Annotated in this window: 30 protein-coding genes and 1 riboswitch; of the genes, 8 read left to right on the forward strand and 22 right to left on the reverse strand. The window is 62.0% G+C overall.

What is annotated here, in order from left to right; translation table 11 throughout:
- On the forward strand, nucleotides 1–870 hold an 870-nt coding region (locus tag VE009_RS07505; RefSeq protein WP_325006767.1), incomplete at its 5' end, for an RluA family pseudouridine synthase.
- Nucleotides 871–920: 50 nt separating this feature from the next.
- Here VE009_RS07505 and VE009_RS07510 read toward each other — a convergent pair.
- Complete coding sequence (locus VE009_RS07510) at nucleotides 921–1,310, reverse strand: hypothetical protein (protein ID WP_325006768.1); 390 nt, start codon at nucleotides 1,308–1,310, stop codon at nucleotides 921–923.
- 178 nt (nucleotides 1,311–1,488) lie between these two features.
- Here VE009_RS07510 and VE009_RS07515 point away from each other — a divergent pair, with 178 nt between their 5' ends.
- Together VE009_RS07515 and VE009_RS07520 are read left to right on the forward strand one after the other, a co-directional pair.
- Nucleotides 1,489–1,743, forward strand: coding sequence for a hypothetical protein (locus tag VE009_RS07515; protein ID WP_325006769.1), 255 nt, complete (start codon nucleotides 1,489–1,491; stop codon nucleotides 1,741–1,743).
- Between the two features lie 115 nt (nucleotides 1,744–1,858).
- Nucleotides 1,859–2,731 (forward strand): protein kinase domain-containing protein, encoded by an 873-nt coding sequence (locus VE009_RS07520; protein WP_325006770.1) that lies wholly within the window; start codon nucleotides 1,859–1,861, stop codon nucleotides 2,729–2,731.
- Here VE009_RS07520 and VE009_RS07525 read toward each other — a convergent pair.
- Nucleotides 2,728–2,919, reverse strand: a complete 192-nt coding sequence (locus VE009_RS07525; RefSeq protein WP_325006771.1) for a hypothetical protein — start codon at nucleotides 2,917–2,919, stop codon at nucleotides 2,728–2,730. The genes VE009_RS07520 and VE009_RS07525 overlap by 4 nt on opposite strands.
- Before the next feature lie 126 nt (nucleotides 2,920–3,045).
- Here VE009_RS07525 and VE009_RS07530 point away from each other — a divergent pair, with 126 nt between their 5' ends.
- A complete protein-coding gene (locus VE009_RS07530) occupies nucleotides 3,046–3,528 on the forward strand; it encodes a glutathione peroxidase (RefSeq protein WP_325006772.1) in 483 nt (160 codons plus the stop codon).
- A gap of 49 nt (nucleotides 3,529–3,577) precedes the next feature.
- Here VE009_RS07530 and VE009_RS07535 read toward each other — a convergent pair whose 3' ends face one another.
- Nucleotides 3,578–4,198 (reverse strand): exopolysaccharide biosynthesis protein, encoded by a 621-nt coding sequence (locus VE009_RS07535; protein WP_325006773.1) that lies wholly within the window; start codon nucleotides 4,196–4,198, stop codon nucleotides 3,578–3,580.
- A 114-nt stretch (nucleotides 4,199–4,312) separates the two neighbouring features.
- Nucleotides 4,313–4,418, forward strand: a riboswitch (guanidine-I (ykkC/yxkD leader).
- Nucleotides 4,419–4,498: 80 nt separating this feature from the next.
- Here VE009_RS07535 and sugE point away from each other — a divergent pair.
- Nucleotides 4,499–4,816: a quaternary ammonium compound efflux SMR transporter SugE gene (gene sugE / locus VE009_RS07540; protein ID WP_325006774.1), complete on the forward strand. Its 318-nt coding sequence runs from the start codon at nucleotides 4,499–4,501 to the stop codon at nucleotides 4,814–4,816.
- 80 nt (nucleotides 4,817–4,896) lie between these two features.
- Here sugE and VE009_RS07545 read toward each other — a convergent pair whose 3' ends face one another.
- The 12 genes from VE009_RS07545 to VE009_RS07600 all read right to left on the reverse strand — a co-directional run bounded on the left by VE009_RS07545 (nucleotide 4,897) and on the right by VE009_RS07600 (nucleotide 18,373).
- Nucleotides 4,897–6,612 (reverse strand): glutamine--tRNA ligase/YqeY domain fusion protein, encoded by a 1,716-nt coding sequence (locus VE009_RS07545; protein ID WP_325006775.1) that lies wholly within the window; start codon nucleotides 6,610–6,612, stop codon nucleotides 4,897–4,899.
- An 88-nt stretch (nucleotides 6,613–6,700) separates the two neighbouring features.
- Entirely contained in the window at nucleotides 6,701–7,426 is a 726-nt protein-coding gene (locus VE009_RS07550; RefSeq protein WP_325006776.1) for an ABC transporter permease, read from the reverse strand.
- A gap of 1 nt (nucleotide 7,427) precedes the next feature.
- Nucleotides 7,428–8,147, reverse strand: coding sequence for an ABC transporter permease (locus VE009_RS07555; RefSeq protein WP_325006777.1), 720 nt, complete (start codon nucleotides 8,145–8,147; stop codon nucleotides 7,428–7,430).
- The gene (locus VE009_RS07560; protein WP_325006778.1) at nucleotides 8,144–9,058 is read right to left on the reverse strand and encodes an ATP-binding cassette domain-containing protein; all 915 of its coding nucleotides are present in this window, start codon (nucleotides 9,056–9,058) and stop codon (nucleotides 8,144–8,146) included. The genes VE009_RS07555 and VE009_RS07560 overlap by 4 nt, the downstream gene beginning before the upstream one ends.
- Before the next feature lie 70 nt (nucleotides 9,059–9,128).
- Nucleotides 9,129–10,445, reverse strand: a complete 1,317-nt coding sequence (locus VE009_RS07565; protein ID WP_325006779.1) for a HAMP domain-containing sensor histidine kinase — start codon at nucleotides 10,443–10,445, stop codon at nucleotides 9,129–9,131.
- 50 nt (nucleotides 10,446–10,495) lie between these two features.
- A complete protein-coding gene (locus VE009_RS07570; RefSeq protein WP_325006780.1) occupies nucleotides 10,496–11,167 on the reverse strand; it encodes a response regulator transcription factor in 672 nt (223 codons plus the stop codon).
- A gap of 208 nt (nucleotides 11,168–11,375) precedes the next feature.
- On the reverse strand, nucleotides 11,376–11,756 hold the full coding sequence (locus tag VE009_RS07575) for a response regulator (protein WP_325006781.1): 381 nt from the start codon (nucleotides 11,754–11,756) through the stop codon (nucleotides 11,376–11,378).
- 114 nt (nucleotides 11,757–11,870) lie between these two features.
- The gene (locus VE009_RS07580) at nucleotides 11,871–13,001 is read right to left on the reverse strand and encodes a response regulator (protein WP_325006782.1); all 1,131 of its coding nucleotides are present in this window, start codon (nucleotides 12,999–13,001) and stop codon (nucleotides 11,871–11,873) included.
- On the reverse strand, nucleotides 12,998–16,078 hold the full coding sequence (locus tag VE009_RS07585) for an ATP-binding protein (RefSeq protein WP_325006783.1): 3,081 nt from the start codon (nucleotides 16,076–16,078) through the stop codon (nucleotides 12,998–13,000). The genes VE009_RS07580 and VE009_RS07585 overlap by 4 nt, the downstream gene beginning before the upstream one ends.
- 138 nt (nucleotides 16,079–16,216) lie before the next feature.
- A complete protein-coding gene (gene pdaA, locus VE009_RS07590) occupies nucleotides 16,217–17,002 on the reverse strand; it encodes a delta-lactam-biosynthetic de-N-acetylase (RefSeq protein WP_325006784.1) in 786 nt (261 codons plus the stop codon).
- Between the two features lie 101 nt (nucleotides 17,003–17,103).
- Complete coding sequence (locus tag VE009_RS07595; protein WP_325006785.1) at nucleotides 17,104–18,048, reverse strand: DMT family transporter; 945 nt, start codon at nucleotides 18,046–18,048, stop codon at nucleotides 17,104–17,106.
- A 124-nt stretch (nucleotides 18,049–18,172) separates the two neighbouring features.
- Entirely contained in the window at nucleotides 18,173–18,373 is a 201-nt protein-coding gene (locus tag VE009_RS07600) for a cold-shock protein (RefSeq protein ID WP_325006786.1), read from the reverse strand.
- 181 nt (nucleotides 18,374–18,554) lie between these two features.
- Here VE009_RS07600 and VE009_RS07605 point away from each other — a divergent pair, with 181 nt between their 5' ends.
- Both VE009_RS07605 and VE009_RS07610 read left to right on the forward strand, forming a co-directional pair.
- Nucleotides 18,555–18,707 carry a hypothetical protein gene (locus VE009_RS07605; RefSeq protein ID WP_325006787.1) on the forward strand — a complete coding sequence of 51 codons (153 nt, stop codon included), beginning with the start codon at nucleotides 18,555–18,557 and terminating at the stop codon, nucleotides 18,705–18,707.
- A 96-nt stretch (nucleotides 18,708–18,803) separates the two neighbouring features.
- The gene (locus tag VE009_RS07610) at nucleotides 18,804–19,967 is read left to right on the forward strand and encodes an iron-containing alcohol dehydrogenase (protein ID WP_325006788.1); all 1,164 of its coding nucleotides are present in this window, start codon (nucleotides 18,804–18,806) and stop codon (nucleotides 19,965–19,967) included.
- Nucleotides 19,968–20,069: 102 nt separating this feature from the next.
- Here VE009_RS07610 and VE009_RS07615 read toward each other — a convergent pair whose 3' ends face one another.
- The 3 genes from VE009_RS07615 to VE009_RS07625 all read right to left on the reverse strand — a co-directional run bounded on the left by VE009_RS07615 (nucleotide 20,070) and on the right by VE009_RS07625 (nucleotide 21,690).
- Nucleotides 20,070–20,588 carry a hypothetical protein gene (locus VE009_RS07615; RefSeq protein WP_325006789.1) on the reverse strand — a complete coding sequence of 173 codons (519 nt, stop codon included), beginning with the start codon at nucleotides 20,586–20,588 and terminating at the stop codon, nucleotides 20,070–20,072.
- Nucleotides 20,569–21,060, reverse strand: coding sequence for a hypothetical protein (locus VE009_RS07620; protein ID WP_325006790.1), 492 nt, complete (start codon nucleotides 21,058–21,060; stop codon nucleotides 20,569–20,571). Before VE009_RS07620 ends, VE009_RS07615 begins: the two co-directional genes overlap by 20 nt.
- A 162-nt stretch (nucleotides 21,061–21,222) precedes the next feature.
- On the reverse strand, nucleotides 21,223–21,690 hold the full coding sequence (locus tag VE009_RS07625) for a DinB family protein (RefSeq protein ID WP_325006791.1): 468 nt from the start codon (nucleotides 21,688–21,690) through the stop codon (nucleotides 21,223–21,225).
- A 132-nt stretch (nucleotides 21,691–21,822) separates the two neighbouring features.
- Here VE009_RS07625 and VE009_RS07630 point away from each other — a divergent pair, with 132 nt between their 5' ends.
- Nucleotides 21,823–22,536: an HNH endonuclease gene (locus tag VE009_RS07630; RefSeq protein ID WP_325006792.1), complete on the forward strand. Its 714-nt coding sequence runs from the start codon at nucleotides 21,823–21,825 to the stop codon at nucleotides 22,534–22,536.
- A 47-nt stretch (nucleotides 22,537–22,583) separates the two neighbouring features.
- On the opposite strand, the gene VE009_RS07635 is transcribed toward VE009_RS07630, so the two are convergent.
- The 4 genes from VE009_RS07635 to VE009_RS07650 form a co-directional block, all read right to left on the reverse strand.
- Nucleotides 22,584–23,144, reverse strand: coding sequence for a methylated-DNA--[protein]-cysteine S-methyltransferase (locus tag VE009_RS07635; protein ID WP_325006793.1), 561 nt, complete (start codon nucleotides 23,142–23,144; stop codon nucleotides 22,584–22,586).
- A gap of 35 nt (nucleotides 23,145–23,179) precedes the next feature.
- Nucleotides 23,180–24,640 (reverse strand): DHA2 family efflux MFS transporter permease subunit, encoded by a 1,461-nt coding sequence (locus VE009_RS07640; protein WP_325006794.1) that lies wholly within the window; start codon nucleotides 24,638–24,640, stop codon nucleotides 23,180–23,182.
- 195 nt (nucleotides 24,641–24,835) lie between these two features.
- Entirely contained in the window at nucleotides 24,836–25,333 is a 498-nt protein-coding gene (locus tag VE009_RS07645) for a DUF4188 domain-containing protein (RefSeq protein ID WP_325006795.1), read from the reverse strand.
- Nucleotides 25,334–25,345: 12 nt separating this feature from the next.
- On the reverse strand, nucleotides 25,346–25,978 hold the full coding sequence (locus tag VE009_RS07650; protein ID WP_325006796.1) for a helix-turn-helix domain-containing protein: 633 nt from the start codon (nucleotides 25,976–25,978) through the stop codon (nucleotides 25,346–25,348).
- Between the last annotated feature and the right edge of the window lie 5 nt (nucleotides 25,979–25,983).

The following is a 25,983-nucleotide window of genomic DNA, read 5'->3' on the forward strand; positions in this document are numbered from 1 at the left end:
GCCAAGCGCAAGGGCGAATGGCTCGAGCTGAAGCTGCCGGAGACGCTGGCGGCCGTGCCGCTGAACGGGCTCATGCAGCTGCTGCCGATTCCCGGCAAGGTCGCCGGGCGGCTCATCTCGGTGAACGGCGTGCAGCGGCAGGGCAAGCTGCTCCGGCTGAAGCTGTTCCCAGAAGAGCGCCCGGAGTTCGAGCCGGAATGGATGGAGCTCAACGTCTTGTACGAGGACGACTACTGCCTCGTCGTGAACAAGCCCGACGGCATGGAGGTCCATCCGAGCGTCAAGGGACAACGCGGCACGCTCGCGCATAAAGTCGCCGCGTATTACGACATGACGAACCAGAAGTGCCGGGTTCGCCATATTCACCGGCTCGACAAGGATACGACCGGCCCGGTGCTGTACGCGAAGAACGAGCTCGCGCACTACGTCTTCGACGCCGCGATGCGCGAGAAGCGCATCGAACGGATCTATACCGCCCTGGCCGAGGGCGTCTTCAAGGACGCGAAGGGCGTCATCGACGCGCCCATCGGACAAGACCGCCACCATTCCACGCGGCGTCGGGTCAGCGAGACCGGCGAATCGGCGGTCACGCGGTACGAGGTGATCGAGCGGTTCGCCGATCACACGCTCGTGCGGCTGCGGCTCGAGACCGGCCGCACGCATCAAATCCGGGTGCATCTCGCGCACCTCGGGCACCCGATCGCCGGCGACGGCTTGTACGGCGGCCATCGTCCGCTCATGCAGCGCCAGGCGCTGCACGGCGAGCAGCTCGTTTGGCACCACCCGTGGACCGGCGACCGGATGAGCGTCCGGGCGCCGCTGCCGGACGATTTCGCCGCGGCGCTGCGCGCCCTGCGCGGCCGCAAATAATGCAAAACGACGGAGCCCGGCGCTCCGTCGTTTTTTTATGCTCGTGAAACTTACCCGCCCGAGCCGCCCATCCGCGAAGCGGCGTCGCGGACGGCGTCGACCAACCGGTCGAATCCGCTCCCCACGGCCGCCGCCAGCTCGGCGACCGACTGGCGCAGACCGACGAGCGCGCCCGTCTGCTCTTCGATCGCTTCGGTCTGCGCATCGATCGATGCGCTGACGCCGGCGACTTCCTGAGACAGCCCGGCGAACGCGAGCAGGAGCGCGATGACGACCGCGGCCGTGCCGACGAGCAGCAGCAGCGCGATTACCCAGCGCTGGTTGTACCACGGCTTCGGCCGAGCGTGCAAATCCCCTCTCGGCGGGAAGCCCCCGCCGTACGGGTCCATATAGTACATGCGATCATCCGACGGTTTCGGCGTGCGATTCGGTTCGTTCATGATGTCTGACCTCCTATGCGCCGCGCTCCCGGCCAAGGGCGGGCGGCGGCGAATTTGCCACAGCATTCGGGGGACGGGCCGCCGTTTCGGTCCGTTCCCCCGCCTGTCCCCTGCATAAATGGGCGCCTTTTACACATAGTAAAAGAGGAAATTTTCCCACCCCAAGGAGGCCTACATCGTGAAAAACCAAGGCAACAGCATGCAGCCGCAAAACCCGAACGCGCAGGCGCAGCAATCTCTCGACCATCTGCACAACTCCGTAGCGATGGCGCAATCGCACCCGGACGCGCAAATGATCCAGCAGGCGGAAAACTCGCTCGAGAAAGCGGAGCGCTCCGTCGCCCAGATGGAAGGCGAAAGCAAGCCGCAAGCCGTCCAGCTCGCGCAGAGCGAGCTCCGGGAGGAGCAGGAAAACCTTCAATCGCTTCAATAAGCTCAACATCTTCAAGACGAAAGAGCATCCTCGCCGATGCTCTTTTTGCTTTGCCGCCGGCGCTGGCGATTCCGTCCTCCGTTGGTTACACTGAGGGGGAAAGGAGCGATCGCTGGTGACGGCTTGGTTCGCCGCTTGGCGGCGCTTATGGAACGAATGGAGACGCCGGCGCGCGTCGGCTCGGTTCACCCCCGGCGCAGTGCTGAACGGCCGGTACGAAATCGTGCGGCCGCTCGGCGAAGGCAGCTACGGGCTCGCGTATTTGTGCCGCGACCGGCAAGCGGGCGGAACGCCGTGCGTCGTCAAGCACGTCCGGCCGCTCCGCGGCGGCGGCCGGGCGAAGGCCGAGGCGGCGCACGGCATCGAAACCGCGATGCTCGAGCGGCTCCGCCACCCGGCGATTCCCCGCCTGCTCGAGAAGTTCGAGCAGCGCGGCGCTTACTTGTTCGCGATGGAATACGCCCCGGGCCGGAGCCTGGAGCAACTGCTGTTCGAAGAGGATCGCGTCTATAAGGAGGAAGAGGCGCTCGCGCTGCTGCGGCGCCTGCTCGACATCGTGCGGGACGTGCACGAAGCGGGCATCGTGCATCGGGACATCCGCATCGCCAACGTCGTCGCGGACGGCGACCGGCTCCGCTTGATCGATTTCGGGCTCGCACGGGAGCTGCGCGGCCGGCCGGCGGACGGGACGCCGGACGACGTCGAGCCGGGCGATCCGCCGGAGAAGCTGTTGCGCCGGCGGATCGACGTGACGAGCGACTTTTACGCGCTCGGGCATTTGCTGCTTTTCTTGCTGTACAGCGCCTACCCGGAAGACGACGCGGCGGAGGAGCGCAGCTGGGAGGAAGAGCTAACGTCGCTCGCCCCGGCAACGAAAAGGCTGCTCCGCCGGTTGCTGATGGCGGAACAGCCTTATGGATCGGCTCGAGAGGCGGCCGAGGACGTCGATGCGGCGCTGCGCGCATGCGCCGAGCGGCGCGGCGATTAGCTGCTGAAGCTGGAGTAGCCCTTCTTCTTGTAGTATCCGTGGCCGTGCTGGTTGTGCGGCGGCGCGCCGTATTTCGGTTTATGGAAATGATCGCTGCTGCTGAACTTTTTGTACCCGCCGCCGTAATGCGGCCCGTAATGCTTCTTATGCGAGGACGATAGCAGCATCTTAAGCAATTTTTTCAACATCGCCGAGCCCTCCTTAGGTTTTAAAGTACTATACGAATCCATGGCTCGTCCGGTTGCGTACGCTGGGCGTCTTTGGTACGTTGGAAGCAACGCAGTCCCGTACGAACGGGGGAAAGGAAGAGGAACATGTCCGTTTACGACTACAGCGCCGTCTCGATTCGCGGCGAGAACGTGCCGCTGTCGCGGTACGAAGGGAACGTGCTGCTCATCGTCAACACCGCCAGCGAATGCGGGTTCACGCCGCAGTACAAAGGGCTTCAGGAGCTTTACGAGAAATACCGGGAGCAAGGCCTCGAGGTGCTCGGCTTCCCGTGCAACCAATTCGGCGGCCAAGAGCCCGGGGGCGAGGAGCAGATCGCGTCGTTCTGCGAAACGAATTACGGCGTAACGTTCCCGATGTTCGCGAAGGTCGACGTGAACGGCGACCACGCGCATCCGCTGTTCCAGTACCTGAAGAAGGAAGCGCCCGGCGTGCTCGGCACGCAAGCGATCAAATGGAACTTCACCAAATTCCTGGTCGATCGCAAAGGCGAAGTCGTGCGCCGGTACGCGTCTACGGACACGCCGGAAAGCTTGGAAGCGGACATCCGGGCGGCGTTGGACGCTTAAGCATAAGCGAAGCGACGGCCGGCCGCCAGGCCGGCCCGGTCGCAGCCGGTCAGCCGCCCCACAAGGTTCTTATTCCCGCGGCGCCGAGCGCGTATACCGCGAAGAAGTACGCGCACGTCGCGGCGAACAGCCCGTAGCCCAAGGCGATCAGCAAGCCGTCCCGACGCAGCAGCCCGAGCGACAGGAAGACGATCGCATACGCCGGGATGGCATTGGAGAGCGGCAGCGGCAGCGGCAGCATCATGCCGATGGAGCTGGCGATGATGCCGACGGCGTGCGCCGCACGCAGCGGCGGCGCGGCGGTCAAGGCGAACAGCCGCGGCTTCGACCACCCGTCGACGCGCCGCAGCAGCGCCGCGGCTTTGTCCGCGATCAGGCGCATGTGCGTTTGTTTGACGCGAATGCGGCCGAGCCTTCGCGGAAGGCGCAGCGGCAGCCCCGTGATCATGCTGAGGCAGATCAAGACGATCAGCACGCCGAAGGGCGTGCTCGTCCCCGGAATCGATACGGGCAGCAGGAACGGCACGGTCAGCATCATGACCGCGGCCAGCATCCCTTCCTTCCCGATGCGGTCCAGCAGTTCGTTGATTTCCAACCCTTCCGGCGGCGTATCGGCGGCGATGTCGCTCAGCAGCTCGGATACGCGAACGTCCGTATGGAACGATTTCATGAAGCGCACCTCCGTTGGTTTCCATGGATGTATACGAGCCTGCGCCGCCGCGGGTTCCGCTTTCCGGACAGGCGAGGCTCTTTCGGGAACGCCGGGCTCGTGGTATGATGGTACCTGTCGGTTTCCTAGGGTTCCTCGAATCGCTGTCCGCGGTTCGGTACGGTCCGAGAGGAAACGCGCGGCGACGCCGCGTACACGGAGGGAGAAAAGCCCGGGAGATCCATTGCGATGTTCCGGGCTCTTTGCCGTGCGCCGCCCCGGAACATCCGCCATCCGCATTCTGGAAGGAGGAAGATGCTTTTGGCTTGGCTGTACCTCGCCGCCGCGGGCGTGCTCGAGGTCGTATGGGCGCTGACGTTGAAGGCTTCCCACGGCTTCACCCGCCTCGGTCCGTCGCTGCTCACGTTCGCGTTCATGGCGGCCAGCTTCTACTTGCTCGCGCTCGCGACCAAAACGCTGCCGATCGGCACCGCGTACGCCGTGTGGACCGGCATCGGCGCCGTAGGCGCCGCGATCTTCGGCATGCTGTTCCTGCACGAACCCGTCAGCGCGCCTCGGCTGTTCTTCTTGGCTTTGATCGTCGCCGGACTGATCGGGCTTAAGCTGACGTCGGGCTAAGCGATACCGATACCGAAACAACGAAAGGCTCAACCCCGAAGGGTTGAGCCTTTCTGTCGTCGCCACCGTTCCGGTCGGCGTTACACTTCGAACGAGCTCTTCAGCGATACGATTCGGTTGAACACCGGGCGCCCCGGTTCGGACACCTTCGGATCGACGTTGAAGTAGCCGTGCCGGAAAAATTGGAACTTGCTGTGGACGGCGACGTCCTTCATGTCCGGCTCGACGAAGCCGTTCATGACCGCAAGCGAATTCGGGTTGATGCGCTGAAGGAACGACTTGTCCGCGCCCGCCGCGCCGGCGAGCCGCTCCCCTTCCGCTTCCGGCTCCGCCGCGTCCCCGGCGTCGTCGGCTTCGTCCTCGAGAATCAGCGGCTCGTACAAGCGGAATTCCGCCGGCACCGCGCGCGTCGCCTCGACCCAGTGGATCGTCCCTTTCACCTTCCGGCCGGTAAAGCCGCTGCCGCTCTTCGTCTCAGGGTCGTACGTGCAGCGCAGCTCGACGACGTTGCCCGCTTCGTCCTTGACGACCTCTTCGCATTTGATGAAGTACGCGTGTTTCAGGCGCACCTCGTTGCCCGGGAACAGCCGGTGATATTTCGGCGGCGGATTTTCCATGAAGTCGTCGCGCTCGATGTAAATTTCGCGCGAGAACGGAATGTGCCGAACGCCCATCTCCGGGTTTTCCGGATTGTTCTCCGCCTCCAGCATCTCGACCTGCCCTTCGGGGTAGTTCGTGATGACGACCTTAAGCGGGTCGAGCACCGCCATCGTGCGCGGCGCCGTCAGCTTCAAGTCTTCGCGGATGTAATGATCGAGCATGCGCGCGTCGACCGCCCCGCTGCTGCGGGAGATGCCCGTCGCCAGGATGAAGTCGCGAATCGACTTCGGCGTGAAGCCGCGGCGGCGGAAGCCCGAAATCGTCGGCATGCGCGGATCGTCCCACCCGTCGACGAATTTCTCGTCGACGAGCAGCTTCAGTTTCCGCTTGCTCATGACCGCGTTCGTCAAATTGAGCCGGCCGAATTCGTACTGCCGAGACACGTGCGGCATTTCGCATTCGCGGATGACCCAGTCGTAGAACGGCCGCTGGTCTTCGAACTCGAGCGTGCAGAGCGAGTGCGTGACGCCTTCGATCGCGTCTTCGAGCGGATGCGCGTAGGCGTACATCGGGTAAATGCACCATTGGTCGCCCGTGTTATGGTGATGCGCGTGAGCGATCCGATAAATGACCGGGTCGCGCAGGTTGATATTCGGCGAAGCCATATCGATTTTGGCGCGCAGCACCTTCTCGCCGTTGCCGAATTCCCCGGCGCGCATGCGCGCGAACAAATCGAGGTTTTCCTCGACCGACCGGTTCCGGTACGGGCTTTCGCGCCCCGGCTCGGTAAGCGTGCCCCGCATTTCCCGAATTTCGTCCGCCGAACTGTCGTCCACGAACGCGAGCCCTTTTTTGATCAGCAGCACCGCCCGTTCGTACATTTCCTCGAAGTAGTCGGAGGCGAAGAACAGACCGTCCCAATCGTAGCCGAGCCATTTCACGTCTTCCTTGATCGCCTCGACGTACTCGGTGTCTTCCTTCAGCGGGTTCGTGTCGTCGAACCTCAAGTTCGTGCGCCCGCCGAATTCGTCGGCGATGCCGAAGTTCAGCACGATCGACCGCGCGTGGCCGATATGGAGATACCCGTTCGGCTCCGGCGGAAACCTCGTGACGATTTCCTTCGTTCGGCCCGCCTTCAGATCTTCGACGATAATCGTCTTGATGAAGTTGGAGGATTCTTCGACGCGTTCTGCCACTATCATCCCATCCTTTGCGCTACCGTTTCTGCTTCGTTAATCCCTAAATCGTACCATAAAATCGAAGCAAAATAAAAATCGGCGCGCGTCACACTTCCTTGCGGACGAAATACGCGAAGCTTCCCGCGAAAAACAAAACGAACGAGCCGGCGACGACGAGCAGCAGCGAATCGAGAGGCACGTTGAACGCCCCGAAGCTGAGCGCCTCCCGCGGGATCATGGCCAGCGCCGGCTGCGCCCACGGGTAATACGGCCCGTACCGTTCCGAATTGGCGATCAGCATGTTCGGCAGCGTCAGGATGACGTTCGCCGCCATCGGGCCGGCGAAGCCGGACCAAGCGGCGGACGCCCCGAGCTGCAGGGCGGCGAGCGGCAGGCTGGCGACCCAGCCGCCGACGGCGCAGCGGAGCAGCAGCTCCCACGGGGCCGGCGCGGGGAATCCGCGCAGCAGTCCGGCGAGCAGCACCCCGCCGAACACGAGCAGCTGCACGAACGCGAGCAGCCCCGCGACGACGCCGAATTTCGCGAGGAACACGTCGCCCGGGCGCACCGGCATCGCGAGGATTTGTTTCCATCCGCCGCCGGCGTGCTCGAAGCGGCACACGAGCGCGGCGAATACGCCCGCGAGCAGCGGAAGGAATAAAAGCCCGTGCAGCAACGCTGCGCTGCCCAGCGCCCCCGTCCACGGGTCCCCTCTGCCTTCGCCCGCGTCCGCGAGGCAAACGAGCGTCGTGAGCGCCGGACTGACGAGCGCCGGCGCCCAGAGCGGGGAGCGGCGCAGCTTCAACAGTTCCGACCGTACGCTTCTCAGCATGTCACGACACGTCCTTCCGCTTGAAGTGAAGCGCACCCGCCGCCCACAGCGCCGCGCCCGTTGCGGCCCCCGCCGCCGCCGCCGTCGCCGCCGGAACGCCCTCGAACCAGGCGTACGGCCAGGTCCACGGCGCCCAGTCGGCGAGCATCGGCGCGAACATCGAGACGACCGTGCCGAGAATGCCGACGGTGAGCGGGGCGGCTTGGTGCTTGAGCGCGATGGACAGCCACGTCTGCAGCGCGGCGAAGGGCAGCGCCGCCGCCAGCGGCACGAACGACGCGCCAAGCACGTCCGTGATGGGTACGGCGGCGCCGAAGCCCAGCGCCCAGCCCAACCCGACCGTCCCGATCGCCAGCAGCGCGCACGAGCCGGTCAGGAGCATCACCAGGACGGCCAGTTTCGCCGTGTAAACCGCGGTCCGGGAGACCGGCAGCGCCAGCGTCTGCTTCCACGCGTTCGTCGCGTGCTCGTACCCGGCCGCGAGCGAAGCGACGATCGCGATGCCGACCATCAAGGTCGGCACGGCGAGCCACGTGACGTTCCACAGCAGCCCGCCCCACAAGTCGGATGCGTACAGGTCCATCAAATACTCGTAACGAATGCCGAAATGCACCGCTTGCAGCGCGATCACGCCGGTCGGACCAAGCGCGGCGAGCCCGACGGCGAACGTGCGGCGCAGCTTCAGCCGTTCGGCGGCCAAAACCCGCAGCCAGCCGCTCATAAGCTCGCCTCCCCGCCGGTCAGCTCGAGGAACAACTCTTCGAGCGACGCCTTCGCTTCCTCGACCCGGTAGACGTCTATGCCGCCCTCGACGAGCCGGCGCACGGCTCCCGCGACGGCGGCGTCCGATGCCGGCTGGAACGAGACGCCCCGCTCGATCGGCGCCGCGCCGATTCCGTCTTCCTGGAGCAGCTCCGCCGCCGCCGCGGGATCGTTCACGCGCAGCCGAATGTCGATTCGTGCCCGGCGGCGCAGCGCCTCGATCGCATCTTGATAGATGAGCCGGCCGCCGGCGATAATGCCGACCTCCGTCGCCGTCTGCTCGATCTCCGACAGCAAATGACTGGAGATCAAGATCGTGATGCCCCGCTCTTGCGGCATGCGGCGAATCAGCTCCCGGATTTCCAAAATGCCCGCCGGATCCAAGCCGTTCGTCGGCTCGTCGAGCACGAGCAGTTCCGGGCTCCCAAGCAGCGCTGCGGCGATGCCGAGCCGCTGCTTCATGCCGAGAGAGAAGCCTTTCACCGGGCGATGCGCTTCGCGGTCCAGCCGCACTGTGCGCAGCGCTTCGTCGATCGCCGATTGCGGCGCGCCCAGCAGGCGGCGGAGCGCCTCTAAATTTTCGTAAGCGGTCAGATGTCCGTAATAGGACGGGTATTCGACTAACGACCCTACCCGTTTCAATACGGCTAGGCGCTCCCGCTGCATGTCCCGCCCGAACAGCCTCACCCCGCCGGAGGTGGGCCGGGCCAGGCCGAGCAGCATGCGAATCGTCGTCGTCTTGCCCGCCCCGTTCGGGCCGAGGAAGCCGTAAATCGACCCTTGCGGGACGCGCAGCCCGACGCCGTCCACGACCGTGCGTTTCCCGATTCGTTTCGTCAGCGCGTTCGTTTCGATAATCCATTCCTTCATGTCCTTCACCTCGGTATGCATCTTATCGCGCCGAGGTTAAAGACCGTTGCGAACGGAGGTTAAATTTCGGTTAAACCGTCGCTGCGGCCCGGATGATCGCGGTTGTGCCGCCGGGTCCCGTGTCGACCGACCACTGCAGGCGCATTTCGCGAAGCATCATCTCCGCGATCGACAGTCCGATGCCCGCCCCTTTGCCCGGAGAATCGCCCGTCATGCCCGGCCCCCGATCCTCGATCGAGAGCGCCGCCGCGTCGTTCGACTCGACCCGCAGCCGGAGGCCGACGTATTTCCCGTCGCTCGCATGCCGCAGCACGTTCTGAAAGACGTTGTCAATCACGCGTTCCAGCCAAGCCGGATCGATCTCCCAAAGCACGGGGCGGTCGGGCAGATCGACGTCGACCTCGAATCCTTCCCGCTCGAAGACGGGATACCAGCCGGCCACGGACATCCGGGCAAGCCGGACGACGTCCGTCGGCTGCGGACGGTACGGATATTTGCCGGCGGACAGCAGCGTATACGACAGCAAATTGTCGATGAGCCGATCCATTTGCCCGATTTTGCGGTCGATGAGCGCCGCCGATTCGCGGCTTTCGGCGCCGTCCGCCTCTTGGCCGAGACGATGGGCATGACCGCGGATCGCCGTCAGCGGCGTGCGCAAATCATGCGACAAATTCGCGATCAGCCGCCGCCGCAGCGACTCCTCTTCCCGTTCGCGCGCTCGGCTCCGCTTCAGCTCGGCCAGCATCTCGTTGAACGCCTCCTCCAGCAGACCGATCTCGTCCGGCCGCCTCGCCGCTACGGGCCGGGGCAGCCCGTCCTCCGCCGGCGACGTCATCGCGTCCCGCAGCCGCAGCAGCCGCCGCCGCACCAAAAAGAAGAAGAAGGCGGACAGCGCCATGAACAGCGCCAAGACCAGGAGCACCCCGACGATCGCCGCGTATTCCGCAGCTCCGTACTTCACCTTCGAAAACAGGCTTCGAGGCAGTTGAATCGCCAGAAAGCCGCCTTCCCCTTCTTCGCCGAGCAGCGCCACGACCGTGAACGGATCGCTGTCGTAGCCCTCCTTCATGAACCGGATCGTCTCCGGCAGCGTCCACCGGTCGGGGAACGGCGTTTCGCCCGGGAGCTGCAGCCGCGTCCGCCCGGAGGCGTCCACCCACACGACCGACGCCTCGGGATAGCTCTCCTTCCACGCGGCGAGCCTTCTCTCGACGCGACCCGGCGGCGCGCCCGCCAGCGTGGACGCCTCCTCGTGCCACAGCCGCTCCAAATCGGCCTCCGTCAGCCTCCCCCCGTTGCCGTCGGGTACGTACGTGCGAACCGGCTCATACAACAGCATCGTCATGACAATGAACGAAACCGGGAGCAACACGATAGCCAGCGCCATCAACAGCAAGTATCTCCACAGGAGCGATTTCCTACGTTTCAGCCCTCGCTTCACAGCTTCACCCGATAGCCGATCCCGCGTATCGTCTCCACGATCGTCGGCGCGCTCGGATCGAGCTCGATCTTCTCCCGCAAATAACGGATGTGGACATGCACCGTTTTATCGCCTTCGAGGTACGGCTCGCCCCAGACCGCTTCGTATATTTGCTCCTTCGTCAAAATGCGGTTCGCGTGCTTGAGCAAATACATGAAGATGTGATACTGCTTTCCCGTCAGCACGATGTCCTCTCCCGTACGCGTATCCGTTACTGCGTTGTCCTGCGGCCGAATGCGCAAATGCCCGACGCGGAGCTCGCTGCGCGACGGCGAATCGGAACGGCGCAGCAGCACCTCGATGCGCGCCGTCAACTCGTCCGGATGAAACGGCTTCGTCACGTAATCGTCTGCGAATTGCAGTCCGGTCAGCTTATCCTCCACGTCCGTGCGGGCGGACAGCATCAAAATCGGCACGCTCGGCGCTTCCGCCTTCAGCCGCCGCCCGACTGTAAACCCGTCCAATCCGGGCAGCATGACGTCCAGGACGACGATGTCGCTGTCCTTCACCCGTTCCGCGGCGCGCTCGCCGGACGGCAGCCAGTCGACCCGATACCCAGCCCGTTCCAAATGATCCTTCACCCAACCGCCGATTTCTTTGTCATCCTCGATATACAGCACCGTCGCCATTCGCACCCTCGCATCCTTGGCCGGCGCCGCCGGCCCCGTTTTCCTTATATTAAAACCGAAGTCTCCCCGCATGACCACCGACCACCGACCGGTTGTTTCCGTTCGGCGCAGCAAAAAAGACGCCCGAATCCGGACGTCTTTCTGATGCTTCTCGCCTAAAAAAAAACGGCAGGCACTCCCCTAAGGGGGCCTCCGGTCTTCTGCAGCCTTATTCGGCCAAGGATATCGATGGATTCAGCACGCGGGAAATCGCGCCCAGCACGCGCTCGCTCTGGAACGGCTTCAGCACGTAATCCTTCGCCCCGCGGCGCACCGCGCTGACGATCAAATGTTTGTGCCCGAGCGCCGAGCACATGATGATCTTCGCTTTCGCGTCGTAGCGCACGATTTGCTCCAACGCCTCGATCCCGCCGAGCTCCGGCATGTTGAGATCCATGATGACGAGGTCGGGACGATGGGCGCGATATTTATCGACCGCCTCCAGTCCGTTGGCCGCTTCCGACACGACCATATGCCCGGCTCTTTCCAGCATATCCTTCAACATCAATCGCATAAAGGCGGCATCGTCAACGACCAGAATCGTCGCCATTCCTCATCACTCCCTTGAGGCCGCAGGTAATGTTTATTTTTCCCAATTGTACCTCTCCGCGCTGAACAAAAACTGAACAGCAAAAAACGACCGCGTTCGACACGGTCGTTCTGATTATCCCTTCCCGAGATGGGCTTCGTACCAAGCGGTGATCTGCTTGTCCGGTTCCTCTCCGGCCTCGTCCCGGAGCGCCTCCTTCAACTGCTCGTACGTCTTCCGCACTTCCTGCGTCTGGCCCTGCCGCAGGTACATCCGCATCAGGAGGAAGTAGCTTTCCTGTACGGACGGGAAGCGCGCCGAGATGTCGGTAAGCAGCGAGAACGCGATGCTGTTCCACGCCCGTCCGCCGAGCTCCTCCGCGATCCGCAGCGCGCACTCCAGCCACTTGATGCGCAGCCGTTCCCGCTCCTGCTCCGCCCACCAATAGCCCTCATGCTCGTAATAATCGCCGCGATACATAGCGGCCCACGCCTCCGCCTCGCCCGCATGCACCGCGGCGCCGCTCTGCAGCTTGGCTGTTTGGCGCTCCCAGACGTCGACGTCGACTGCGACGCCGTTCAGCTCGAGGCGGTAGCCGCCGTCCATGAAGCTGAGCTTGATCGGCAGGTCCAGCGTTTTCACGGTTTGGCGAATTTGATACACCGTCGTATGCAAGTGCGTATGCGCCTTCGCGAGATCCATGTCGGGCCACATCAAATCGAGCAGCGCGTCCTTGGACACCGTCCGGTCGCGCAAATGCAGCAGGTAGGCGAACACTTCCTTCGCCTTCGTCGTGCGCCACGGAATTTCCGCGACGCGCCCGTCCTCCGAAGCGACGCCTAGGCGCGAGAAACAATACAGCGCCGAGACGTTCGCGGCCGGCGCCGGTGGCGGGACGGGGACGGCCCGCTTCATGCGGGACCGCAGCCGCGCCAGCGTCGTTTCGAGCCGCCTCGTCTGCACCGGCTTCAACAAATAGTCTGCCGCGTTCAGTTCGAACGCGTCGACGGCGTATTGGTCGTACGCCGTCACGAAGACGACCTGGAGCTCCGGCACCGCCTCCATCAGCCGCTCCGCGGCCGCCAGCCCGTTCATGCCGGGCATTTCGATATCGATGAACGCGGCGTCGGGCGAAAGCCGCCCCGCTTCCCGAATCGCCGCCAACGGATCCGGGAAAGCGCCGATCACCTCGACGTTCTGCCGACGGAGCATGCGCTCCATGCCGGCGAGCGACAACGGTTCGTCGTCCACCACGATCGCTCTCATGCTTCGCCCCCCTCTGCAGTCGGAATGTCGAATCGGACGACGGATCCCCGGCCGTGCGCGGACTCGATCACGAGTCCTTGCCCGTACAAATGCATTAACCTTCGATGAATGTTCGTGAGTCCGATTCCGCCCGTATGGCGCCCGGATACGATCGCCTCCGCCGTGCCCAGCGCGAAGCCGATCCCGTCGTCCTCGACGGAAACGCGAATCGCTCCGTCGATCGGCTCCACCGCGATCGCGACGCGGCCCCCTTCGGGGCGCTTCAGAATGCCGTGCCGCAGCGCGTTCTCGACGATCGGCTGGATCGACAGCGGCGGCAGCTGGAACGAGGCGAATTCGGGCACGCGCGTTTCGATGCGCATGCGGTCGCCGAACCGGGCACGCTCCACGGACAAGTACGATTCAACGAGCGTCCATTCCATCGCGAACGGCACGACGTCGTTCAGGTTGCGCAGGTCGAAGCTGTTTTTCAGGTACACCCCGAAATCGGTCAGCACCTCGCGCATTCGGTCGGGATCCGTCTCGCTTAGGCTCGCGATCGTATTCAGCGCGTTGAACAAGAAGTGCGGCTTGATTTGCGCTTGGATGAGCGCCATTTCCATATGCAGCTTCTCGCGCACCGATTGCTTCAGCTGCAGCAGCGTCCGCACGCGCGCCTTCAGCTCCGTCGAATCGACCGGCTTCAGGACGTAATCGTTCGCTCCCGCTTCGAAGCCCGCCATCAGGTCGGCCGGCTGGCTGCGGGCGGTCAGGAACAGCACCGGCAGCTCGTGGAACGAAAAGCGCCTCCGAATGAACCGGCACAGCTCGTAGCCGGTTTTCCCCGGCAGCGAGACGTCCAAGATGACCGCATCCCACCGCCGCGAGCCCGTGAGCGCTCGCATCGCCTCGAGGCCGTCGGAAACCGCCTCGACGCTGTACCGCTCGCTGCGGAGCAGCTCGTACACGACCTTGAGGCTGACCGGATCGTCTTCGACGAGCAGGATGCGAGGCGCGTCCGCGACCTCCTGCCGGTACGTCTTCTCGGCGACGGCCGGATCTTCCGACTCCTGACGCCGCGCCCAGCTCGGCTCCGCCGCTTGGGCGGCCCCGGCGTCCCCCGCCGCGGCTTCGTCCGTCGCCTGCGCGGGCGCGGTCGGCAGCGTGAACCGGAATTGCGTCCGTTCCCCCGGGACGGATTCGACCTCGATCTCCCCGCCCTGCAGGCGAACCAGCTTCTTCGTAATCGCGAGGCCGAGCCCGGCCCCCTTCGGCGCGGCCTCGCCTTCCGCGTAGCCTTGCCGGAATTCCTCGAAGATCACCTCTAGCTTTTCCGGCGGAATCCCTCTCCCGTCGTCGGTGACCGACACGCGGACCGAAGTCCCCAAATCTTCGGCTTCCACGACGACCGTCGAGGCGTTCGCGTGTTTCATCGCGTTGTGGATGAGATTGAACAAAATTTGCATGACGCGCTGATCGTCCGCCCATACCCGCGGCAGCCGCTCCCCGACCCGGTTCTCGAGCTTTACCGCCGTATGCTCCGTCACGTAAGGCAGCAGCTCCCATACGCCGTCCACGGCCGTGCGCAGATCGACCGCCTTCAAGTCGGCCTGCAGCGTGCCCTCGTTCAAGCGGGACAAATCCAAGATATCCTCGAGCAAATGGGACAGATGGCGTCCGGTTGAAACGATGAGCCGAAGCCGTTCGGCCTGGCGCTCTTCGGCGACCCCTTCGTCGAGCGTCACCTGCGCCATATTGATCATGCCGTGCAGCGGCGTGCGAAGCTCGTGGGACGTGTTCGCCAAAAATTCCGTCTTCATGCGATCCGCCCGTTCGAGCCGCCGCGACGCCTCCTCGACCTGCTTCAAGTTGTCGAAAAACCGCTGCGCCAGAAGCACGCCCATCGAGACGACGAAGACGAGCATTTCGAACGGGAAGAATACGTTCGAGGGCTGCAGGCCGACGAAGGTCAATCCGACGAACAAGTGCTCGTAGAACAAACACAACGCCCCGATGAGCGCATACACGGACTCCTGCTTGAGCGAGATGATGCCGGCCAGCAGCCAGCCTAAAATATATAAAGAAAACAGTCCCAAAAACATGATGATGACGAGCTCGAGCCTCGTAAATTCATAGACTTCCGAGAACAAACAGAGGATCGACAGGGCGGATAGCACGGTCAAAATCGTCCGCACGACCCAAGGCGCATAATATTTCGGGAACAAATGCCTGACGAACAGCAGCATCGAGATGTAAATCAAAACGGCGGACAAAAACTGCAATTTGCTTTGCCATTCGTACGGAAGCGACGGCCACCAAACGAAAAGCAGCTTCTCTCCGTGCGTCAGCGCGAACGTGACGTACGATACGAAGAAGCCCCCGAACCAGAGCAGCTCCGGATTTTGCCGGCGCATCGCGTACATCGCGGCGAACAGCACCCCGAACACCAAGAAAGCGGTGTCGATGGCGTACTCCACCATTTTCTCGGCTTGCGCTTCCTGGACGATGCTCTGCAGCGTGCCGAGATGGAACGTGTCGAAAATGCCGCCTTGGAAGCCGTAGTGGAAGTTCGCGACATGCACCGTAATCCACAGCTCGGCGCCGCGCACGGGCACCTCCGCGACATACGGCGTATTTTGCGGCGCCGTCGTCTCGCGCGACACGCCCGGCGAGCCGCTCCCGCCGACCGGTTCGCCCGATACGAACAGCCGATGCGCGGAGCGCACGTTGGACGACCGAATCGCGAGCGCGGCCCGCCCGGCGTCCTCTTCGGACAGCAGCACGCGCAGCTGATACGTGCCGAACCCGAACGTCGACGCCCCGCCTGGGGAGATCGCCCGATCCCACCCCCCGGGCACCTGCATCGCGATCGGTTCTGACTGGTCATATGGACCTAAAGGATTGACGTACGAATGAGGATAAAAGTTCCATTCGCCGTCCAGGCGAACGATCCCGTCCTCCCCCAAGTCCCAATCCCTTAAATCAAGCACGCCGTCGTCCGCCTTCAGGGAAGGCGCATCGGCGATATACAAGCTCCAAGCCCGAGCAATCATCAATAGGGTAAACGCCGCGATGATCCATGCATTTTTACGACTCATTCGTCAGGACCCGCTTCTTCATTAAGTAGACGCTATGCTGTCTTTCATTCTAGCAGGATTGCGGCTCCGCAACTAGCGTTCCCTTGCCGAACGAGCGCAAAAAAGCCTTCCGCGGCGCGGAAGGCCCTATGCCGAAAGTCACGTGCCCGGCGGCTTCTCCAACGAATCCAGCCCGTAAAATTCATACCCCTGCGCCCTGGCGTAATCGATGATCCGGCCGAGCGCGTCGGCGTTGTCCTTCGAGACCGAATGCAGCAGCAAAATCGCGCCCGGATGCAGCTGCGCCGTCACTTGTTGGAACGCGTAGTCCGCGCCCCGCTGCCGTTTCGTATCCCAATCGACGTAAGCGAGCGACCAAAACACGTTCACATACCCGAGCTTGCGGGACAGCGCCAGCGTGCGGTCGCTGAAGATGCCGCGCGGCGGCCGCATGAAGCGCATCTCCTTCTGCTTCGTGACGGCGGCTACCCCCGCCTCCACTTTCGCGAGCTCCTGCGCGAGCGCGTCGTCCGGCACCGTCGTCAAATCCGGATGGCTCCAGGAATGGTTGCCGATGATGTGCCCTTCGTCGGCCATGCGGCGCAGCAGCTCCGGCTGCTCTCTTACGTACTGCCCCGTCACGAAGAACGCGGCGGGCACCCGTTTTTCCTTCAGTACGTCCAAAATTTTCGGCGTAAAGCCGTTCTCGTACCCGTTGTCGAACGTCAAATACAGCGCTTTGCGGGTGACATCCCCGTGAAACAGCGCTCCGTGTTTTTCGACGACCGCGCGGAAGGGCTCTTGAGCGATCGAGGCGGGAGCCCCGTTCTTGCTCTTCTTGAATCCGAAATGAAACGGCGTGTCGGCGGCCTGCGCCGCGCTAGAGCCGAACAGCGCCGCAGCGGCGAGCAGCAGGGCGGCGGCGACTAACGTTCTGCGATGCATGAGCTTGTCTCCTTTCGCGTTCGCGGCATAAGTTCCTCTTTGGTAATATGCCACGATCTCGCGAAGCCATGCGCCGCAGCCGGCACGAACGCGCCCGGAACTTACCCGGTATGCCCGACCTTAGGCTCCTCCGCCGGCCGCTTGCGGTGCACGATGACGATGCCGGCCGCGACGAGCAGCAGGCCCAGCAGGACGAACAGGTGGAACGGCTCGTTCAGCAGCATCGAGCTCAGCGCCACGCCGAAGACGGGAATGAGGAACAAATACATCGATACGTTGCCGACGCGGTTGTATTTCATGATCGTATTCCACAGCACGAACCCCGCGGCCGACAGCACCGCAAGGTAGGCGAGCAGCCCCGCCGTGGCGGGGACGAAGTGGAACGTTCGGACGCCGCCGAACGCCGTCCCCGCGATCATCAAGCCGACGGCGCCGAACAGCATCTGATAGCCGGTCAAGTACGCGACGGGAATGGAGGCGGACTCCTCCTTCGCGAACACGTTGCCGATGCCCGCCGCAGCCATGGCGGCCAGCAAGCACGCCTCGCCGACGCCGAACCGAAACAGCGACGCGCCTTCCGTAATGTTGACCGCCGCCACGCCGGCGAAGCCGATGAACAGCCCGGCGATTTTCCGCGCCGACAGCTTGTCGTCCTTGTACAGCATATGGGCGAACAACATTTGGAAAAAGGACGTCGTTCCGGAGATGACCGCGCCTTGCGAGCCCGTGGATAAGCTCAATCCGAAATAAAACAAGCAGTATTGCAGGAACGTTTGGAACGCACCCACCTTCAGCATCGGCAGCAGCGCCGCCCGCCGGAGCCGCACCGGTTCGTTCAGAACGCGCAGAAAGCCGAGAATCAGCAGCGAAGCGAGGAAAAAGCGCATGCCCGCGAACCAGAGCAGCTCCGACGTCTCCTCCGGACGGATGTCTAACGCCGCGTAGCTCGCCTTGATCGCGGGGAAGGCGCTGCCCCACAGCAGCGCGCACGCAGATGCGGAAGCCGCGATCCCGTAAGGATGCGTGAAAAACCGTTGAGCCGTCATACGAGCCCGAGCCCCCTCGAGGAGTAATGAATCCAAGAGTACAGGACTCGCGCCGACGGGTCAACGAGAAGCCCGAAACGAAGAAAACCGCCCTCATCGAGATGAGAGCGGTGCGGGTGTCTGTTTACAGTTTCACTACGTTTTCAGCCTGCGGGCCGCGGCTGCCTTGAACGATTTCGAACTGCACGCGCTGTCCTTCGTCCAAAGACTTGAACCCTTCGCCCGTAATCGCGCTGAAGTGCACGAATACGTCGTCCCCGCCTTCCACTTCGATGAAGCCGTACCCTTTTTCCGCGTTAAACCATTTCACTGTACCTGTTTGCATGTTTTTTGCCTCCACATTTCAGTCTACCGATCTTACTATGTCCATTCCCGGCGTTTTTAATCCTTCCCGAGCCGTTTTTGACGACGTCAATGTTTTCAAAACGGGTGCCTCCACCAGCGGGATAACGGCTCGCCGGGAACGGGAATACTACTTGAGGCCCGCGAGGCGAGGAGGTGCCCTGATGAATATTATGGACGGGATGGACGCCGCTCGATTCACATCCGGCAATCCGGATGCGTCCGGGGAGCGGAGATCGGCCGGCGAACGGAAGAAAACTGCGGATCGCGTCAAAAGCAAAATGCCGCAGGTGCTTCGCAACTTGAACAATCGATGAAACATGCCCCCGGCGACCCCGGGGGGATTTGCGTTCGCTGACCTTCGTCCGTATTCGATATAATGTAAATGATCAACTTTTTCGGGAGGGACGCACATGATTCCATTCAGGTACTATAATCCGACGCATCTGCTGTTCGGGAAAGACAAGCTGCAGGAGCTGCGCACGCTCGTGCCGATGTACGGCCGGAAGGTGCTGCTCGTGTACGGCGGGGGCAGCATTAAGGCGAACGGGCTGTACGATCTTGTGACGGAGCATTTATATGCCGTGGGGGCGGACTTCTACGAGCTCGGCGGGGTCGAGCCGAATCCGCGCTTGTCGACCGTACATAAAGGCGTCGACCTCTGCAAGCGCGAAGGCATCGAGTTTCTGCTCGCGGTCGGCGGCGGCAGCGTCATCGACTGCACGAAGGCGATCGCGGTCGGGGCGAAGATGGAAGGCGATGTTTGGGACGTCATTACCCGGAAAACGCCGGCGACCGACGCGCTGCCGTTCGGGACCGTCTTGACGCTGGCGGCCACGGGGTCCGAAATGAACGCCGGCTCGGTCATCACCAATTGGGAGACGAAGGAGAAAATCGGCTGGGGCAGCCCGCATACGTTCCCGAAGTTTTCGATTCTCGACCCGACGTTCACGTTCACGGTGCCGCGCGACCAAACCGTCTACGGCATGGTCGACATTATGTCCCACGTGCTCGAACAGTACGTGCACCATACCGAAAATACGCCCGTTCAGGACGGGTTCGCCGAAACGCTGCTGCGCACGGTCATCGCGACGGCGCCGAAGCTGCTTGCGGATTTGCATTCCTACGAGCACCGCGAAACGATTCTGTACTGCGGCACGATGGCGCTGAACGGCACGCTCGCGATGGGCGTGCAGGGCGATTGGGCGACCCACAATATCGAGCATGCGGTCAGCGCCGTCTACGACATCCCGCACGGCGGCGGGCTTGCGATCTTGTTCCCGAATTGGATGGAGCATGTGATCGACGAAAACCCGGCGCGCTTTAAGCAAATGGCCGTCAACGTCTTCGGCATCGATCCCGCCTCGGGCGACGACCGCGAAGTCGGCCTCTCCGGCATACGCGCGCTCCGGGCGTTTTGGACGTCCATCGGCGCGCCGAGCCGGCTCGCCGACTACGGCATCGGCGAGGAGCATTTGGACGCAATGGCGGACAAAGCGATGGCGTTCGGCCCGTTCGGTCATTTCAAGAAGCTGCAGCGGGAAGACGTCCTCGCGATTTACCGCAAATCGCTGTAACAACGAACGGCCGCATCCGGCACCGTATCAGGCGCCGCTCGCGGCCGTTTTTTTGTTGTTTTCCCCGCTTCCCCGTTTCGGAACATACATTTTTTGGCAAAACTATGTAGTACTGAGGATGCGCCGCCTCTTCCCGCGTAAAAACCACTGTTTCGTTTTATGGTAAAAGGCGAGCGTCAGCGTTTGGGCCGCCAAGTAGATGACGAACGAATAGCCTAAATTCCACTCTTTGTAAGTAAAAATTCGGACTTGGACGCACAGCAGCTCGAAAGCCGCCGCGATCAGCGACGAGGCAAGGATATACGCCGGAATCTCCAAGCCTTGGACGCGCAGCCGATGATAGCTGTGCACGAAAATAAAGCCCGCGACCGGATAAATAAACCAGGTTAGCAGATCGGCGACGTCGAACACCGGAATTTCGTTCGTATCGTACCAATCCAGCGGCTTGATCCCGAGCGTATGGTCGGCCGCCTTGGCGAGGCTTAAGCTGAACAGCATGATCAGCAGCGTCAACGACGTCGGGAACGTGCGGCGCAGCCGATAAACGATAAAATACCCGACGACGATGCAGCCGAGGATGAACCAGTCGTTCACGTTGAAATTATGGAATGGGAGTATCATAGGCGATGCCCTCCTTCCAAAGCAATCTTTGGAATGCGAATGTCGCGGCGAGGCTGATCAGGAATATGCTTCCCGTCTCCAGGATCGACACGCCTAAGGACCACCCTTTCACCGGCGCCCACGCTTTCGCGGACACCAAAGCGAAGTCGACCGCGATGCACAGCGCGACGGCGATGCCCGCATACAGCCACTTCGCGGCCATGCGGTTCGCTCCGCGCATCGCATCGATTCCCCACACGATGATGACCGGAGTGATGATGTAAAAGTTGACCAGCCGCAAAAACATCTTATTCAGCTGGGAGGACACGTCGGCCCACTCCAAATTCAAAAGCACCATCATAAACACCGTGTCCTTCAAGAATACCGCCGTCATCCAGCAGAACGCGATCGCCAACGGGTGAAGATGCTTGCGCTTCACCCAGAAGGACACGAATAGCAGGATGGCGGAGGCAAACAAGCCGACGACGTACACGCCATCACCGCCTTTTCCGAAAATTCGGCGCCCAATAACGCTCTATATATGCCAATATGCCCAACGTGCCCCCGGATAATCAAAACAAACCTTCGACATAACAAAACAAGCCCCCCTAGCGGCGATACCGCCCCGGGGAGCTTGCGCGGCCGGCCCGCCGCGTCAGGAGAGAAGCATTTTATACATTTTGATCGCTTGGAAATGCATGCCTTCGTGATACAGCGTGAAATTGAGGAACGCCTCCGTCGTCGCCAGCGTCATGCCCGCCGACGTCGTATACGGCTCCGGCGCGCCTTCCTGGAGCTTTCCCTGCCAGGTCTGCTCGACTCTGGCCTGCTGCTCGCGCAGCATTTCCCGAATTTCGGCCAGCGCCGGCGGCCGCTTGGTCCAAGATGCCGGCGAGGTGCCCATGCCGAACGAAGCCGTGTACGCGGGAGGCAGCTTAGCCTCCTTGCCCTGCAGCACGAACGCGAACCGTTCATGCACCACATAAATATGACCGGCGTGCCAAAGTATCGAATTTCGGAAGCCTTCGGGCACGACGTTCGCCGTCGCTTCCGACACTCCTTCCAATGCCTTCAATGTCTGGCCGCGGACGAACGTTAATTGATCGAATAGATACGTGGACAAGACCTGCCCCTCCCCTGGGAATGAAGATTTTGGAAACAGTATACCATGGCGTACGTTCCGCTGCGGAACTTTGTGAAACTGCGTTATAATAGGAATACAAGGCGACAACGACAGGCGGTGTGATCCGGAACGATGAGCGACGCGACAGAGACCGAACGACAATCGAAAACATGTTATTACTGCGGGCAGGACAAACCTCTTTCCGAGTTTCTGCGCCGCACGGGCAAACGGGCGGGCAAACGGTCCCGACGGGGTCCGTGCCGAACGTGCCGCAGCGAACGCAAGACGATCGCAGCCCCGCTGCACGCGGAGCCCGCCCCGCCCGCCGCTCCTCCCGCTCCGGCGCCGCTCTCGAGGCCGGTTCCCGCGCGCGCGGCCGCGCCGCGCCCTTGGAAGCGGCCCCCGCTTCCCCCTTTGCCGCCGAAGCCGGAGGGTCCCGACCCCTCGGTGCTCCGCGTCAACCGCCATGGCATCGTCGGCATGCGCGGCAAGACGGACAAAGGACGCCGGTGGTATCAGGAAACCGACCTGGAGACGGCCGTGACGCTCGTCAAGGAACGGGCCGCCGTCGTCGTCAACCGTCATACGATCCGCCGCATTTACAGCAATAAGGCGTTCCGGCGGTACATCCTGGAGCGGGATCGCTACACCTGTTACTTCTGCGGGCAGCCGGGCGATACGATCGACCATCTGCTGCCGCGGGCGAAAGGCGGGCATACGACCCCGGCCAACTGCGTGTGCGCCTGCTCCTTGTGCAATCAGAGCAAAGCGGACCAAACGCTGCAGGACTTCATCGAGCGCGACCGCCGGCCTCGGCGCGTCCCCGACGACTCGGACGAATCATAACGACAGCCCGAAGATACGCGCGGCGCGCGCAGCTTCGGGCTGCTTGGTTAAAAGCGAAACCTTTCGTGCCCCGCGTCTTTCAACGGCGGGGCGCCCTCCAGCGATAACAGCCGCTGCTTGAGGCGCAGGCCGCCGCGGAAGCCGGTCAGCGCGCCGTTCGACCCGACGACGCGGTGACACGGCAGCAGCAGCGGCAGCGGGTTGCGGCCGACCGCGGCGCCGATCGCGCGGACGGCCTTCGGCCGGCCGACGTCTCGCGCCAGCTCGCCGTACGTTCGCACTTCGCCGTACGGGATCCGGCCGAGCGCCGCCCACGTCGCGAGCTGAAAGTCCGTTCCGGCGGGATCCAGCGGAATATCCTCGAAGCCGACCGGCTCGCCGGCGAAATATCGGCGCAGCCGGTCCAAGACGCCGAATTCCTCGAACGGCGACGCGTCCTCTGCGAGCGCCGCGCCGGGACGGCGCGCCCTACGCCGCTGGACCTCCGCTTCCAGTTCCTCGGGTCCGAACAAGACGGCGCTCACGCCCCGCCCGGTCGCGAGCAGCGTCCACCGCCGCTCCAGCGATTCCGGCAGCGTGTAATAATAGTGCGTCGCCTCCGCGTTCATGCGATCCTCTCCTTCGAAGAAATTTCCGAGACGGCTTAATGCATCGGCTTCGCCGCAGGATGGGTCACAATGACGCGGCGAATGAACAACGCCATGACGAGGCCGAGCAGCGTGACGATCATCGCGAACGTGAATACGTTCTGCGAGCCGAACGTCATCGCGGACACCGCCGCGTCCGGAGCGGCTGCGGCTTCCGCGTTCTTCATATAATCGTGGATTCCGTTCGTCAGGATGCTCACCGCGATGGCTGTGCCGATTGCGCCGGCGACTTGCTGCAGCGTGTTCATGACCGCCGTGCCGTCCGGGTACAATTCCGGCGGCAGCTGGTTCAGGCCGTTCGTCTGCGCCGGCATCCACACCATGGCGATGCCGACCATCAGCAGGCAGTGCAGCACGACGATCAACACCGTCGCCGTTCCGGCATTGATGCCGGAGAACAACCACAACGCCGCGGCGACGATGACGAGGCCGGGGATCACGAGCCACTTCGGCCCGTATTTATCGAACAATCCGCCCATAAGCGGCGACATGAAGCCGTTCAAAATGCTGCCCGGCAGCAAAATGAGACCCGCCGCGAACGCCGTAAGCGCCATGCCGTTCTGCATGTAAAGCGGCAAGATGAGCATTGTAGACAAAATGATCATCATGCAGAACAGCACCATGAACAACCCCACGACGAACATCGGGTACGTAAAGACGCGGAGATTCATCATCGGGTGTTTCCCGTACAGCTGACGAAGCGTGAATAGCAGCAGGCCGACAAGGCCGAGCGCGAGCGAAACGAGGACCGGCAGGCTCGACCAGCCTTCTGCGCCTTCGCCCGCTTTGCTGAAGCCGAATACGATGCCGCCGAATCCGATCGTCGATAAGAGCACGGACAGCGCGTCGATCTTCGGTTTCGTGATCTGCGAGACGTTATCCAAGTAAACGAGGCCGAACAGCAAGCCGATCACGAGGAACGGCAGCGAGATCCAGAAAATCCAATGCCACGACAAATATTCGATCAATAGTCCGGCGATCGTCGGACCGATGGCCGGCGCGAACATGAGCACGAGCCCGATGACGCCCATCGCCGCCCCGCGCTTCTCCGCCGGGATAATGATCAGGATCGTGTTGAACATGAGGGGCAGGAGCAGCCCCGTGCCCGCCGCCTGAAGCACCCGGGCCACCATGAGCGTTTCGAAATTCGGCGCGAGCGCGGCGACGAGCGTGCCGACGATCGAGCAGACGAGCGACGCGACGAACAGCTGGCGCGTCGTAAACCATTGAAGAAGCAATCCCGACACCGGGGTTAAAATGCCGAGCGTCAACAAAAAGCCGGTGGTGAGCCATTGCGCCGTCGCGGCCGTAATGTTCATCACGTCCATCAAATTGCTGATCGCGATATTGAGCGCCGTTTCGCTGAACATGCCGACGAAGCCGCTGATTAACAGCGAAATCAAAATCGGCATGACGCGGTATTGCTTTTGTTCGTACGTACCTGCAGCTTGCTGCATGAGTATTCCACGTCCCTATCCTTAATAGATTCTTTCTGTCTATCTGTAACAATAAATTTTACAGTTACGAAAGTCAATACTTGGATACAAAATCCTTTTTAAAGATATCATGTCGGGAAGACCAAAGCTGTCATATTTCTTTGCGCATCCGAAAAGGCGATCCAGTTCCCTGGATCGCCCTCCGTTCCATCGCACTTATCGCGGCGTGCCGCCGGCCGCTTGCCCTTCAGCCATCCTGCCCCGAGCCGTTTCCCGGCGTCCGGCGACGGGGACATGCCGCCCCGCCCGGGCCAAGCCATACACCGGCATATTGACGTACATGCACTCATATCGCCCAGGCTCCACCACGTAGGACTCGTGATAAAATCCTACCGCTCCGGTGTCTGCCACATTTCTATTAAAATCCTTCCACGCTTTCAAATGCAGCCCCGCATGTCGGGAATAATGCTCCAAATGCTCGAACGATTTCCAATATTGCAAAAGCGTTACGCCCCGCCAGCTGACGAAAAACTTCATGTCCAAAAATCCGAGCTCTTTGTTGCGATACAGCTCGGTAATCATTTTTTGCATCGATACGATGATCGGAATCCATAAATGCAGTTTCCATAACTGATGAATCCGAACGCCGATGACGAATACAGCGAACGATTCGTCCATTTGGGCCGTGTACCGGCCCGGAATCCATTTTGCCATGAAAGCTCTCTCCTAACGGATTAAAGTTTGAAGGTGCATTTCGTACACTTTCATGATGTCGCGCTCTTGATAAATGTGCGCCGTCAAGTAAGCGCCGTAAAATATGCTGAAAACGACTTTCACCAAATCCTCGACCGGCCGATCGTCCGAAATCGCGCCGTCCTCTTTGGCCTCCGTCAAGTAATGATAAAACAGCTCGCCTAATTCGGGAGCCCGAGGGCTAACCTCATGCTCCCGCCCCGGATAGAGCAAATGGATTTCCGCCTCGGTCAGCACCGGCATCGCGGGATGCATCCGCTCTTCGGACAAGAACGAGATTAGACTGAGCATCAACCCGGGACGATCCTTCGCCCCGTTCGCGACGTCCCGGAACAAAAATCGGATGCCTTCCAATCCGCGAAGCGGCCGATCCCGAAGGTCCAACAATCGGTTGGTCAACCATAATCGCATGAAATAGACCAGTATGTCCTCTTTCCGAGGGAAAAATTTGAAGAACGTCACCTTGGACACCTCGGCCCGTTCACAAATATCCTCCAGCCGGACTTCCCGAAACGTTTTCCCTTCGATTAATTCTACGCAAGCTTTGAAGATCGACAGCTTCGTTCTCGTTTTTTTGATTTCCCGCAATGCGATTCTCGAGGTCATATTGC

It is taken from the genome of Paenibacillus sp. (genome assembly GCF_035645195.1).
Lineage (GTDB): Bacteria > Bacillota > Bacilli > Paenibacillales > YIM-B00363 > Paenibacillus_AE.

Coding starts and splice junctions, on each gene's coding strand:
- VE009_RS07640 (WP_325006794.1), bottom strand. CDS start 24,640: ATGCAGCAAGCTGCAGGTACGTACGAACAAAAGCAATACCGCGTCATG.
- VE009_RS07570 (WP_325006780.1), bottom strand. CDS start 11,167: ATGGCGACGGTGCTGTATATCGAGGATGACAAAGAAATCGGCGGTTGG.
- VE009_RS07525 (WP_325006771.1), bottom strand. CDS start 2,919: ATGTTGAAAAAATTGCTTAAGATGCTGCTATCGTCCTCGCATAAGAAG.
- VE009_RS07605 (WP_325006787.1), top strand. CDS start 18,555: ATGAATATTATGGACGGGATGGACGCCGCTCGATTCACATCCGGCAAT.
- VE009_RS07510 (WP_325006768.1), bottom strand. CDS start 1,310: ATGAACGAACCGAATCGCACGCCGAAACCGTCGGATGATCGCATGTAC.
- VE009_RS07615 (WP_325006789.1), bottom strand. CDS start 20,588: ATGATACTCCCATTCCATAATTTCAACGTGAACGACTGGTTCATCCTC.
- VE009_RS07535 (WP_325006773.1), bottom strand. CDS start 4,198: ATGAAATCGTTCCATACGGACGTTCGCGTATCCGAGCTGCTGAGCGAC.
- VE009_RS07560 (WP_325006778.1), bottom strand. CDS start 9,058: ATGAAGGAATGGATTATCGAAACGAACGCGCTGACGAAACGAATCGGG.
- VE009_RS07555 (WP_325006777.1), bottom strand. CDS start 8,147: ATGAGCGGCTGGCTGCGGGTTTTGGCCGCCGAACGGCTGAAGCTGCGC.
- VE009_RS07630 (WP_325006792.1), top strand. CDS start 21,823: ATGAGCGACGCGACAGAGACCGAACGACAATCGAAAACATGTTATTAC.
- VE009_RS07645 (WP_325006795.1), bottom strand. CDS start 25,333: ATGGCAAAATGGATTCCGGGCCGGTACACGGCCCAAATGGACGAATCG.
- VE009_RS07595 (WP_325006785.1), bottom strand. CDS start 18,048: ATGACGGCTCAACGGTTTTTCACGCATCCTTACGGGATCGCGGCTTCC.
- VE009_RS07650 (WP_325006796.1), bottom strand. CDS start 25,978: ATGACCTCGAGAATCGCATTGCGGGAAATCAAAAAAACGAGAACGAAG.
- VE009_RS07600 (WP_325006786.1), bottom strand. CDS start 18,373: ATGCAAACAGGTACAGTGAAATGGTTTAACGCGGAAAAAGGGTACGGC.
- VE009_RS07610 (WP_325006788.1), top strand. CDS start 18,804: ATGATTCCATTCAGGTACTATAATCCGACGCATCTGCTGTTCGGGAAA.
- VE009_RS07635 (WP_325006793.1), bottom strand. CDS start 23,144: ATGAACGCGGAGGCGACGCACTATTATTACACGCTGCCGGAATCGCTG.
- VE009_RS07575 (WP_325006781.1), bottom strand. CDS start 11,756: ATGGCGACGATTCTGGTCGTTGACGATGCCGCCTTTATGCGATTGATG.
- VE009_RS07530 (WP_325006772.1), top strand. CDS start 3,046: ATGTCCGTTTACGACTACAGCGCCGTCTCGATTCGCGGCGAGAACGTG.
- VE009_RS07550 (WP_325006776.1), bottom strand. CDS start 7,426: ATGCTGAGAAGCGTACGGTCGGAACTGTTGAAGCTGCGCCGCTCCCCG.
- VE009_RS07565 (WP_325006779.1), bottom strand. CDS start 10,445: ATGGCGCTGGCTATCGTGTTGCTCCCGGTTTCGTTCATTGTCATGACG.
- pdaA (WP_325006784.1), bottom strand. CDS start 17,002: ATGCATCGCAGAACGTTAGTCGCCGCCGCCCTGCTGCTCGCCGCTGCG.
- VE009_RS07580 (WP_325006782.1), bottom strand. CDS start 13,001: ATGAGAGCGATCGTGGTGGACGACGAACCGTTGTCGCTCGCCGGCATG.
- VE009_RS07585 (WP_325006783.1), bottom strand. CDS start 16,078: ATGAGTCGTAAAAATGCATGGATCATCGCGGCGTTTACCCTATTGATG.